This is a genomic window from Kerstersia sp., assembly GCF_052103615.1.
Lineage (GTDB): Bacteria > Pseudomonadota > Gammaproteobacteria > Burkholderiales > Burkholderiaceae_B > Kerstersia.
The window spans coordinates 100,736-111,497 of record NZ_JBQEKA010000002.1 but is presented as its reverse complement, the minus strand read 5'-3'; the positions used below and the strand labels follow the sequence as shown (position 1 = coordinate 111,497).

The window sequence follows — 10,762 nt, the reverse complement described above, 5'->3', positions numbered from 1 at the left end:
AGGCAGCCCGCCCGTAGGCGTGCGGCGGCGGAACAAAACATAGCGAAACGGGCGATAATACCGTGATTGCCGATTGACCGTCAATTCCAGACTTGCTTATGCCTTCCAACGCCCCCGTTCATTCCGCCCAGCCCACGCTGGTCCTGGCCTCCTCTTCGCGCTACCGCCGCGCCATGCTGGAGCGGCTTGCCCTGCCTTTCGATACGCTTTCGCCTGATGTGGACGAAACGCCACAACCGGACGAATTGCCGGCTGCATTGGCCCTGCGTCTGTCCATTGCCAAAGCCCGAACTGTGGCGCAACAGCGGCCCGGCTGCATCGTGATCGGTTCGGATCAGGTGGCGACCCTGGGTGAAGAGCCTATCGGCAAGCCTGGCGATTTTGACAGCGCCTTGGTCCAGTTACGCCGCCTCTCCGGCCAGATCGTGACCTTTCACTCCGCCCTGGCCGTCACGGATGGCCAAACCGTGCTGCATGACGACGTCATCACAGAGTGCCATTTTCGTGAACTCGATGACGCGGAAATCACCGCCTATCTGCTGGCCGACCAGCCTTACGACACAGCCGGCAGCGCCAAGGCCGAAAGCCTGGGCATCACACTGATGGAACGCATGCGCAGCGATGACCCGACAGCGATCATCGGCCTGCCGCTGATTTCACTCAGCCGCATGCTGCGGCATTTCGGCCTCTCCGCCACGCAAAGGACAAGCGCATGAGCGGCAAAGGCACTCTGCACCTGATCCCCGTCGGCCTGGGCGATGACGCGCCGCTGTCCGCCTGGCTGCCCGAGGATACCCGGGCGCTGGCAGCGCGGCTGGACACCTATATCGCCGAAAATGCCAAGACCGCCCGCGCCTTCCTCAAACTGGTAGGCGCTGAAAAGCCGCTGCGCGATATCACCATCCATGCCATAGACGCCTCCACCAGTGCGGCCGCGATCACGGCCTGGCTTAAACCATTTCAGGCTGGCGGCGAGATCGGGCTGGTCTCTGAAGCCGGCTGCCCGGCCGTGGCCGACCCCGGCGCCAATGCCGCGCGCGTCGCGCACGAGCTGGGCATGCGGGTACGTCCCTGGGTGGGCCCGTCTTCCTTGCTGCTGGGCCTGATGGCCAGCGGCCTGAATGGCCAGCAATTCGTCTTTCACGGCTATCCGCCCAAGGATGGGCCGTCGCGCGCGCGCTCCTTGCAGCAATGGGAGCGCAACTCCGCGCAGCTGTCGCAGACCCAGCTATTCATCGAAACCCCCTACCGCAACGCCGCCATGGTCGATGCCTTGCTGCAGGCGCTGCGCCCGGATACCCGGCTGTGTCTGGCCCGCGCGCTGACAACCAGCGATGAATGGGTTTGCACCAAAACCATTACAGAATGGCGCCAGACGCCGCTGCCGGATCTCGGCAAGCACCCGACGCTGTTTCTTTTCCTGGCCCACGGAAAATAAATCACCATGATGCCTGGCCCCGCCCCGTCTGCCGTAGCCTCCTGGCACCGCAAACTGCGCCGTCCTGGCGCCGCCGCGCTGCTGCTGGGCCTGCTGGCCCTGGCTGGCTGCGCCACGCCGCCCTCTGCGCCCTATACCCTGGACGATAGCCAGCGCTCAATCAGCCACAGCAGCCGCGCACGCTTCATTGTGCTGCACTACACCGCTGCCGACCGCGCCCGCTCGCTGCACCTGCTGAGCCAGGGCGCCGTCAGCAGCCACTATCTGGTCAGCGACGAAACACCAGGCAAGGTCTATGCCCTGGTCGATGAAAACCGCGCCGCCTGGCATGCGGGCGCCAGCAGCTGGTATGGCTATACCTGGCTCAATGGCAGTTCCATCGGCATTGAGATCGTCAACCCGGGCTGGGTGGATGACGGACGCGGCGGCCGCGCCTGGCCTTACCCCTTCACCGAAACCCAGGTCGAGGCCGTGATTGCGCTGGTCCGTGATATCGCCAAACGCCATGGCGTGGAGCCGAGAAATATTGTGGCCCATAGCGATATCGCCCCGACCCGCAAACAGGACCCGGGGCCGCTCTTCCCCTGGAAACGCCTGGCCCAGGCAGGCCTGGGCCGGTGGTACAACGAAGCCCTGGCTGCCGACTTCCGCCGCATTTTCGAGGAAAAAGGGCTGCCTGATGCCGCCTGGTTCCAGGAAAACCTGGCCCGCGTCGGCTACGGCATCGAACATACCGGAAAATTCGACGAACCCACCATCAAAACACTCGCCGCGTTCCAGATGCACTACCGCCCCGAACGCAGCGACGGCCTGCCGGATGCGGAAACAGCGGCGATCTTGCAGGCTTTGCGCTAAGCGTGGCGCGGCACGTCCTGGCGGCCATTCGGTACAGGACGATCAGCGGCATACGCAACATCCAGAAAGCGCGCCAGCACCGGCGAGTCGTCGTCGGTGCGCCAGACCAGTTCCAGATCAAGCTGGGTATCCAGATCCGGGACTTTATGAAACACGATGCCGTTAGGGTGCATGACCCGGCTGACGCCCGGCACGATGGCGATACCCATTCCCGCAGCGACCAAGCCGAGCATGACCAGAAAGTTATTCCCCATCTGCACCACCCTGGGTTTGAAATTCAGGCGCCGGTATTCATTTTCCACATAGTCATTGAAGTGCAGCGACGATTCCTTGGGCGTGCCGATATACGGCTCATCCGATAGCTCGCGCAAACGCGCGGGCGGCGCCGCCGCATAGCGGGAGTTTTCCGGCACGGCCAGCACCAGGCTTTCCTCATGGATCAACAAGCCTGACAGCGAAGTGTCTTCCCTGGGCCGCATGAACATAAAACCGGCATCCAGCTCACCGCGCCGAATGGCATCGAGCTGGCCGCCGGATTGCAGCATGTTCAGCGCCAGCGCCACCTGAGGGTGGTCATTCCGGAAACTGGCCAGCATGCCGCGTATCAAGGGCAGCCAGACGTGCTGCGGGCTCACGCCCAGACGTAAATTCCCCAGCAATCCCTCGCTGGCCTGAATCGCGTTATTACAGGCCTGGGTGGCCTGCTGCAGAATACGCGCCGCATCCTGATAGAACTGCTGGCCGGCGGGCGTGAGCTTCACACCCCGCGCATGCCGCACAAACAGCTTCACGCCCACGCTGTCTTCCAGCGCCTGAATGGACCGCGTCAGCGCAGGCTGCACCATGCACAGGATACGCGCAGCCGACGCAATGTTTTCCTGCTGCGCTGTCACCACAAAATGACGCAAATGACGCAACTCCATGACACCCCCAGGTATGCATTAAATGCATCAATACCTAAAAAATTTAGCACTTCTTTTTTATACCACCATTGGATACGCTAGCCCCCACAAAACATAAAACATGGCGAACGCCTCCCTGCGTGGCGTGATTCGCTTTCCCTTCGGAGACAAACTGAATGACAGAGTTTCTGCAACAACTGCTTTATGGATTATCCGTAGGCAGTACCTATGCGCTCATCGCACTGGGGATCACCCTGGTTTACCGGGGCATGGATCTCATCAATTTCGCCCAGGGCGAACTCTTCATGGCCGGCGCCTTCATGGGCTATGTCTTCCATGTGGATATCGGCTTACCCATCTGGCTGGCCTTGCCTTGCGCCATGATTGCCTCATTGGCGCTGGGCGCGGCGCTGGAGCGCGTTTTCCTGCGGCGCATCGAAAGCGCCAGCCCGCTGACCCTGTTCATGATGACGGTCGCACTCTTCATCCTGCTGCGCAGCGCCGCCCAACTGATTTTCGGTTCCTCGGCCTATCGCTTCCCCCCGTTCAGCGACCGGGTGATAGAACTCGCCGGCGTGCAGATCGGCATGCAATACCTGATCATTATTGCCGTCAGCCTGATCATGATGGCCGCCCTCTACTGGCTCTTCACAAAAACCAAAATCGGCCTTTCCGCGCGCGCTGTGGCTCAGGATAAAACGACAGCCCGCATGATGGGGATCAACGTCTCCCGCATCAATTGCTTCACCTATGCGCTCAGCGCCCTGCTGGGCACCGTGGCAGGCACGGTTTATGCGCCCATTGCCGTCCTCAGCTTCGACATGGGCAACCTCATCATGCTCAAAGGCTTTACCGCAGCGCTGCTGGGCGGCCTGGGGCTGGTATCCGGCGCGGTCTTCGGCGGCTACGCCCTGGGCATCATCGAACAGTTCGGCACCCTGGCGCTCAGCTCCGCCTATAAGGACATGGTGTCGTTCTCGATCCTGCTGCTGATCATTCTGCTCAAGCCCAACGGCATTCTGGGCAAGAAAGTCGTGAAAAAAGTCTGAGCGGAGTCGCCTGCCATGAATCGCAAATACCTTGCCGCCTTCGCGGCCATCCTGCTGCTGTGCGTGCCCGCGCTGCTGAACGATCCCTTCATTACCCATCTCTCAATACGCGCTGCCACCTATGCCATTGTTGTCATGGGCCTGACCCTGTTCGTCGGCTGCACCGGACAGATTTCCCTGGGGCATGCCGCCTTCTTCGGCCTGGCGGCCTATATATCCGGCATCCTGGCCAAGGCTGGCATGCCCTACATCCTGGCGGCGCTGGGCGCCACGGCGGCGACCGGACTGGTCGGCGCCCTGGTGGGCATGATCGTCCTGCGCACCAGCGGCCACTACCTGGCGCTGGCCAGTATTGCTGTCGCCGTCATCATCCAGACGCTGATCAAGAATGCTGCCATCACCGGCGGCCCGTCCGGGCTGACCGCCATTCCCGCCCCTGAATTCTGGGGTTTCGAACTGGATGGCGGACTGGGCTATTACTACTACGTGCTAATCATCATGGCCCTGGGCCTGCTGATTCTGCAACGCGTGGTGGCCTCCCGCACCGGTGACGCTTTGCAGGCTATCGCCAATAACGAGCTGGCCGCGCAATCGTTGGGCATTCCGGTCTTCCGCTACAAGGTGCTGTCTTTCACCATCAGCGTCCTGTTCGCCGCCTTTGCCGGCACGCTGCTGGCGCATTACGACGGCTTCATCGACCCGGACCGGCTAAGCACCAATGTTTCCATCCTGTTCCTCATCATGGCTTTCGTCGGCGGAATCGGCAGCCTGCCTGGCGCGCTGCTGGGCGCCTTCTCGCTCACCATCATGGAGGAGTATGCGCAGGAGTTCGGCGAATACAACGTGCTGGTCTATGGCCTCATGCTGGCGCTGGTCATTCTGTTCATGCCCAAAGGCCTGATTTCCCTGATATCGCGCATCACCCGCCGGGAGGCAAAATAAGATGTTGACCGTCAATCAAGTCAGCCTGGCCTTTGGCGGCGTCCGGGCGCTTACGGATGTCTCGTTCTCTATTCAGCCCGGCACTGTCACCGGCCTGATCGGCCCCAATGGCGCGGGCAAAACCTCGCTGTTCAATGTCGTCAGCGGCATTTACACCCCCACCAGCGGCTCGGTGCATTTCGGCGAACATGAGATCAGCAAGTTGTCGCTGCACCAGATCAACCGCCTGGGCGTGGCCCGCACCTTTCAACATGTCATGGTATTTCCAGAGCTGACACTCGCCGAAAACGTCATGATAGGCCGCCAGGCCCGCACCCGCGCCGGCGTCTTCGCCTCCATCCTGCGCACGCCCAGCGAGCGCCGGGAACGCGACGCCACCCGCCAGCATGCGCTGGCCTTGCTGGAAGATGTCGGCCTGGCCGGCAAAGCTGACGAGCTGGCAGGCAGCCTGCCCTATGGCGACCAGCGCCAGCTCGACATCGCCCGTGCCCTGGCCACAGACCCGCGCATCATTCTGCTGGACGAACCCGCCGCCGGACTCAATCTGCAAGAGCGCCTCGCGCTCAAGGCATTGGTGCGCCGCCTGCACGGCAAGGGCTACACGGTGGTGCTGATCGAACACGACATCCGGCTCGTGATGGAGCTATGCAGCCATATCGTCGTTCTAAATTACGGCACCAAAATCGCCGATGGCACCCCTGAAGTCGTCCAGCAGGACGCTCAGGTCATTGCCGCTTATCTGGGTGAAGGAGCAAAGCAAGCATGCTGACATTACATAACCTCAGCGCCAGATATGGGCACATCGAAGCCTTGAAGGCTTGTTCGCTGGAAATCGGCGCCGGTGAATTCGTCACCCTCATCGGTGCGAACGGCGCAGGCAAAAGCACCATGCTGAAGGCGATTCTGGGCCTGGTCAGGCCCAGTCAGGGCAGCATTGAATTCGAGGGCCGGAACCTGGCCAGCCTATCGACGGAAACCATTGTGCGCAGCGGCATCAGCATCGTGCCGGAAGGCCGGCGTATTTTCCCTGAATTCACGGTTGCCGAAAACCTCATGATAGGCGCCCAGATCCGCAAGGCGTCCAAAGACGAAATCGACGCGGACCTGGACCGGATCGTCACGCAATTTCCGCGCCTGAAGGAACGCTGGCAGCAGCGCGCCGGCACCATGAGCGGCGGCGAGCAGCAGATGGTCGCCATCGGCCGCGCGCTGATGAGCCGCCCCCGCTTGCTGCTGCTGGATGAACCCTCCCTGGGGCTGGCACCGCTGGTCGTGGCGGAACTGATGGAAAAACTCAAGGAAATTCATCAGGCCGGCACCACCATTTTCCTGGTGGAGCAGAACGTCACCCTGGCGCTGCAAACGGCGCAACGCGGCTACCTCATGGAAACCGGCAGCATCGTCGGCGCCGATAGTGCGGCCGCGCTATTGGCCAGCGATACCGTCAGAAAGGCCTATCTGGGCATAGAAGATTAAGCAGGGATCCGCCCGCCAGGACGCTTCGGATACAGCCGCTGCGCGGGCAATTATCTTGATAACAAGGAGAGAGACATGACAAGCCATCAACCCAAATTACGCCTGGGCATCCTGGCCGCCCTACTGCTTGCGACCGGGCTGAGCGCCTGCAACCGCAACGATACGCAGGCCTCCCAGGCCAGCAGCAATGGCGCGCCCAGCGCAAGCAGCAGCCCGCAGGCCATGCGCCTGGGGTTCATCGAATCCATTACCGGCCCCGGCGCCGCCTATGGCGAAGCCCACTACAAAGGCACCCGCCTGGCCGTCGATCTGATCAATGCCGAAGGCGGCATCAATGGCCAGACCATCGAAATCTTCGCTGAAGACGATAAGAGCGACCCCACGGCCGGCATCAATGCCGCCAAAAAACTGATTTCGCAGCGCAATGTTGATGTTATCGCCGGTTCTTCGGCCAGCCTGGTCACCATCGCCTTTTCCCGCGAAAACGAAAAATCCAAGATTCCGCTGGTCGTTGGCGTGGCGGGCTCGCCCACCATTACCAATCAAGGCTACGACTACGTCTGGCGCGTCAACGTGACGGACAATCAGCTGGATGCCAAGGCGATGGAACATTTCTTTAAAGACCATGGCAAGCGCCGCTTCGCCTTTCTGGCTGAAAACTCCGACTACGGCAAACCGCCAACCCAGGGCGCTGCCGAGCTGATCCGTTCTCTGGGCGGAGAAGTCGTTGCCTATGAAGAATACAACCGCGGAGAAACCGACTTCAAGGCGCAATTGACCAATATCCGGAAGCAGAACCCGGAGGTGCTTCTGGTGCATGGCTACTACACCGAAGGTTCCATCATTGCCCGCCAGGTCAAAGAGCTGGGCATAGACGGCCAATTGGTCGTCAATATGGGCCAGGGCGTGCCCAAGTTCGCCGAACTGGCTGGCAATGCCGCCGAAGGCGTCATTTTCCCGACCAACTGGGCAGCCGGCTCAGACCCGCGCCACGCGGCCTTTGAACTGGCATTCAAAAACAAATATGGCACGCAGGCCAGCGCCTTCGACGCAGCCGCCTTCGCGGCAGTCGAAGCCATTGCCGAAGCCGCGCGGCGCGGCGGCGGCAATAGCGCGGCGGATATCCAGAAAGGCCTGGCGATGCTCAATGGCTCGGAAACCCTGCTGGGGCCGATTCAATGGGATAGCAATCATCAGAATGACGGCAAGGTGCTGCTGGCCCGTTTCGAAAACGGCCAGATTGTTCCCGCCCAGCAATAACTCCCCGTTCCAGGCCGCCCGCAGGCGGCGGCCTGCCCGCTTTTCTTTTCCGCTCACTCCAAAGTCATGGATACATACGAATATTGTGATGGCATAGATCTTGCCACCGCCGTCAGGCGTGCTGAAGTCTCTGCCGAAGAACTGCTGCAGGAAGCCATCGCCCGGATCCAGGCGCTCAACCCGCTGCTGAACTGTATTGCGCATTACGACGAACAGGCTGGGCGCGGCAGCATCGGCCAGGCTTGCCCCAATGGCCCCTTTTACGGTGTCCCTTTCCTGCTGAAAGATCTGTCGGCCGCTGCCGCGGGCCTGCCGCTGAGCAACGGCTCACGCTTTTTTCAAGGCGAACGCTCGGCGGAAGACTCGGAACTCATCGCGCGCTACCGCCGCGCCGGCCTGGTGATTTTCGGCACGACAACCACGCCTGAATTCGGCGCCAACTGCACCACAGAAGCCCTGGCATACGGCGGCCCGACACGCAATCCCTGGGATCTGAACCGCTCCAGCGGCGGCTCCAGCGGCGGCTCCGCCGTGGCAGTCGCAGCCGGTATCGTTCCGGTCGCGCATGGCGGCGATGGCGGCGGTTCGCTGCGCATTCCGGCCTCGGCCTGCGGCCTCTTCGGCTTCAAGCCCTCGCGCATGCGCAACCCCACCGGCCCCAATGGCGGAGAGGGCTGGGGCGGTCTGGCAAGCGATAACGTCATTTCGCGCTCCGTACGCGATAGCGCAGCCATGCTGGACTTCAGCCATGGCATGGATCCTGGCGCCCCCTATGCCGCTCCCCCATTCAGCGGCTCCTTCCTCAAGGCCGCCGGCCGGGCCCCTGGCCAATTGCGCATCGGGCTGATTACCCGCTCCCCGTCGGGCGAGGCCGTGCACCCGGATTGCCTAGCCGCGGCAGAAGACGCCGCCGCGCTCTGCGCGTCGCTGGGCCATATGGTCGAACCGGCCGCTTTTCCGCCGGACATTGACTATGAACGCTTCGGCCATGCCATGCGTCTGATCGTCGCTTCCGGCACGGCGTCAGCCATCCGCGCCCGCGAACTGGCGCTGGGGCGCGCTGCCACCCAAGACGATCTGGAACTGTCGGTTTTCAGCGCCGTAGAATTCGCCCGCCGCCACTCCGCCGTGGAATACTTCGACGCGATCAGCATGATGCACAGCATCGGCCGCTCGCTGGGGCGCCTGATGCGCCAGTACGATGTCCTCTTGACACCGACCCTGACGGAACCGCCAGTCGAACTGGGGCGCTACGCCGCCGACAAGGAGTATGTCGCGCACCGCAGCGCTACCCTGAAATACACCGCCTTCCTGCCTTATTTCAATGCCAGCGGCCAGCCTGCCATGTCGGTCCCGCTGTACTGGAATGAAGCCGGACTGCCCATTGGCGTGCAATTTGCCGCCGCCCTGGGCGGAGAAGCCTTGTTATTCAGCCTGGCCAGCCAGCTGGAAGCCGCCCGCCCCTGGTTCCACCGGCGGCCGGACAGCCTGCGGGCCGCATCCGCGCCCGCCCATTCCCTCTGAGCACCAGTGGCCCAGCGCTGGCGGCTTACAGCCGCCGGCGGCGGTTCAACAGCATGACGACGCCCCCGCCCACCAGCCCCCAGAATGCCGAGCCGATGCCAAAAAGCGTCACGCCCGATGCGGTGGCCAGGAAAGTCACCATGGCGGCATCCCGGCGGGATTCATCACGCATGGCCAGCGCCAGGCTATTGCCCATGGTTCCCAACAGCGCCAGCCCTGCCACTGCCAGCACCATTTCCCTGGGCAGCGCCGCCAGAAATGACACCACGGTCGCCCCCAGCAGGGCGACAACAATATAGAACGCGCCCGATGCGACAGCTGCCGTATAGCGGCGGCGCGGATCGGGATGCGCATCGCTACCCATGCAAATAGCAGCCGTAATCGCGGCCAGGCCTATGGCATAGCCGCCAAAAGGCGCCAGCAGCAAGGTTGTCAGCCCGGTCAGACTGACCTGAGGCGAGATCGGCGTGTCGTAACCCGAGGCCCGCTGCGCCGCAATGCCAGGCACATATTGCGAGGCCATCGTCACCATGAAAAGCGGCACCGCCACACCGATTGCCGTCGCCAGACTGAAGGACGGCGTTGTCCATTGCGGCATGGCCAGCGTCAGACTGACTTTTTCCCAATGCCAGCCCCCCTGCAAGCTGGCCCAGACGCCGCCCACCAGCAAAACGACCAGAATGACATAGCGCGGCAATATCAGGCGGACGATGAAAAATGTCAGGAACATCAGCCCGACCAGCCCGAATGCGCTTTGCATGGAAAGAAACAAATCCATGCCAAAGCGCAGCAAGACGCCTGCCAGCATGGCGGCCGCCAAAGACAATGGAATGCGCGACATGGCCTGCTCAAACCAGCGGGTAATGCCGCACACAAAGATCAAGGCGCCGCAGATAACAAACGCCCCTGCTGCCAGTTCTGGCGTCAGGCCAGATGTCGTTGCCAGCAAAGCCGCGCCTGGCGTGGACCAGGCCGTGACGACCGGCTGGCGGTAGCGCAAGGACAGGCCGATGCCCGTCAGGCCGCATCCCAGGCACAAGGCCCAGATCCAGGAAGCAATCCCTGCCTCGTCATAGCCGCTGGCGCGCGCGGCCTCGAAAACAATCACCGCAGAGCTGGCGAAACCCACCAGTACCGCCACCGCGCCAGCCACAATGCTCGGGGGGGATACGTCTTTCCAGAAGTTCCGCCCGACTTCCTCATCCTGCCCCTGCGCGGACATACCGTTCTCCATCCTCTATGTCTCCTTCCGCATCATGCCACGCAGGCGTCTGCGCGCCCCGCCGGCAGACCGGGTTTTCCGGCCACTAGACAGA

11 protein-coding genes are annotated in these 10,762 nt (G+C 62.3%); 9 read left to right on the top strand and 2 right to left on the bottom strand.

Going from position 1 to position 10,762, the window contains the following annotated elements:
* The first annotated feature begins 98 nt into the window (after positions 1–98).
* Genes ACTJGZ_RS01225 through ACTJGZ_RS01215 form a run of 3 tightly spaced genes read left to right on the top strand, consistent with a single transcriptional unit; the run spans position 99 to position 2,293 of the window.
* Positions 99–716, top strand: coding sequence for a Maf family nucleotide pyrophosphatase (locus ACTJGZ_RS01225; protein ID WP_441661132.1), 618 nt, complete (start codon positions 99–101; stop codon positions 714–716).
* The gene (locus ACTJGZ_RS01220) at positions 713–1,438 is read left to right on the top strand and encodes an SAM-dependent methyltransferase (protein ID WP_441661131.1); all 726 of its coding nucleotides are present in this window, start codon (positions 713–715) and stop codon (positions 1,436–1,438) included. The genes ACTJGZ_RS01225 and ACTJGZ_RS01220 overlap by 4 nt, the downstream gene beginning before the upstream one ends.
* A gap of 9 nt (positions 1,439–1,447) precedes the next feature.
* Entirely contained in the window at positions 1,448–2,293 is an 846-nt protein-coding gene (locus ACTJGZ_RS01215; protein ID WP_441661158.1) for an N-acetylmuramoyl-L-alanine amidase, read from the top strand.
* On the opposite strand, the gene ACTJGZ_RS01210 is transcribed toward ACTJGZ_RS01215, so the two are convergent.
* Positions 2,290–3,216, bottom strand: a complete 927-nt coding sequence (locus tag ACTJGZ_RS01210; RefSeq protein WP_441661130.1) for a LysR family transcriptional regulator — start codon at positions 3,214–3,216, stop codon at positions 2,290–2,292. The two genes, ACTJGZ_RS01215 and ACTJGZ_RS01210, sit on opposite strands and share 4 nt — an antisense overlap.
* Positions 3,217–3,371: 155 nt before the next feature.
* Between ACTJGZ_RS01210 and ACTJGZ_RS01205 the strand changes: the two genes are divergently transcribed.
* The 6 genes from ACTJGZ_RS01205 to ACTJGZ_RS01180 all read left to right on the top strand — a co-directional run bounded on the left by ACTJGZ_RS01205 (position 3,372) and on the right by ACTJGZ_RS01180 (position 9,446).
* Entirely contained in the window at positions 3,372–4,244 is an 873-nt protein-coding gene (locus ACTJGZ_RS01205) for a branched-chain amino acid ABC transporter permease (protein ID WP_441661129.1), read from the top strand.
* A 15-nt stretch (positions 4,245–4,259) separates the two neighbouring features.
* Entirely contained in the window at positions 4,260–5,186 is a 927-nt protein-coding gene (locus ACTJGZ_RS01200; protein ID WP_441661128.1) for a branched-chain amino acid ABC transporter permease, read from the top strand.
* Position 5,187: 1 nt separating this feature from the next.
* The gene (locus tag ACTJGZ_RS01195; protein WP_441661127.1) at positions 5,188–5,955 is read left to right on the top strand and encodes an ABC transporter ATP-binding protein; all 768 of its coding nucleotides are present in this window, start codon (positions 5,188–5,190) and stop codon (positions 5,953–5,955) included.
* On the top strand, positions 5,949–6,662 hold the full coding sequence (locus tag ACTJGZ_RS01190; protein WP_441661126.1) for an ABC transporter ATP-binding protein: 714 nt from the start codon (positions 5,949–5,951) through the stop codon (positions 6,660–6,662). Before ACTJGZ_RS01195 ends, ACTJGZ_RS01190 begins: the two co-directional genes overlap by 7 nt.
* 75 nt (positions 6,663–6,737) lie before the next feature.
* Positions 6,738–7,922: an ABC transporter substrate-binding protein gene (locus tag ACTJGZ_RS01185; RefSeq protein WP_441661125.1), complete on the top strand. Its 1,185-nt coding sequence runs from the start codon at positions 6,738–6,740 to the stop codon at positions 7,920–7,922.
* A 66-nt stretch (positions 7,923–7,988) separates the two neighbouring features.
* Complete coding sequence (locus ACTJGZ_RS01180) at positions 7,989–9,446, top strand: amidase (RefSeq protein WP_441661124.1); 1,458 nt, start codon at positions 7,989–7,991, stop codon at positions 9,444–9,446.
* Positions 9,447–9,471: 25 nt separating this feature from the next.
* On the opposite strand, the gene ACTJGZ_RS01175 is transcribed toward ACTJGZ_RS01180, so the two are convergent.
* Positions 9,472–10,680, bottom strand: a complete 1,209-nt coding sequence (locus ACTJGZ_RS01175; protein ID WP_441661123.1) for a benzoate/H(+) symporter BenE family transporter — start codon at positions 10,678–10,680, stop codon at positions 9,472–9,474.
* Between the last annotated feature and the right edge of the window lie 82 nt (positions 10,681–10,762).

Bases quoted from the DNA above. Each gene is read 5' to 3' on its own strand.
- ACTJGZ_RS01225 (WP_441661132.1), top strand. From the start codon at position 99: ATGCCTTCCAACGCCCCCGTTCATTCCGCCCAGCCCACGCTGGTCCTG.
- ACTJGZ_RS01220 (WP_441661131.1), top strand. From the start codon at position 713: ATGAGCGGCAAAGGCACTCTGCACCTGATCCCCGTCGGCCTGGGCGAT.
- ACTJGZ_RS01215 (WP_441661158.1), top strand. From the start codon at position 1,448: ATGCCTGGCCCCGCCCCGTCTGCCGTAGCCTCCTGGCACCGCAAACTG.
- ACTJGZ_RS01210 (WP_441661130.1), bottom strand. From the start codon at position 3,216: ATGGAGTTGCGTCATTTGCGTCATTTTGTGGTGACAGCGCAGCAGGAA.
- ACTJGZ_RS01205 (WP_441661129.1), top strand. From the start codon at position 3,372: ATGACAGAGTTTCTGCAACAACTGCTTTATGGATTATCCGTAGGCAGT.
- ACTJGZ_RS01200 (WP_441661128.1), top strand. From the start codon at position 4,260: ATGAATCGCAAATACCTTGCCGCCTTCGCGGCCATCCTGCTGCTGTGC.
- ACTJGZ_RS01195 (WP_441661127.1), top strand. From the start codon at position 5,188: ATGTTGACCGTCAATCAAGTCAGCCTGGCCTTTGGCGGCGTCCGGGCG.
- ACTJGZ_RS01190 (WP_441661126.1), top strand. From the start codon at position 5,949: ATGCTGACATTACATAACCTCAGCGCCAGATATGGGCACATCGAAGCC.
- ACTJGZ_RS01185 (WP_441661125.1), top strand. From the start codon at position 6,738: ATGACAAGCCATCAACCCAAATTACGCCTGGGCATCCTGGCCGCCCTA.
- ACTJGZ_RS01180 (WP_441661124.1), top strand. From the start codon at position 7,989: ATGGATACATACGAATATTGTGATGGCATAGATCTTGCCACCGCCGTC.
- ACTJGZ_RS01175 (WP_441661123.1), bottom strand. From the start codon at position 10,680: ATGGAGAACGGTATGTCCGCGCAGGGGCAGGATGAGGAAGTCGGGCGG.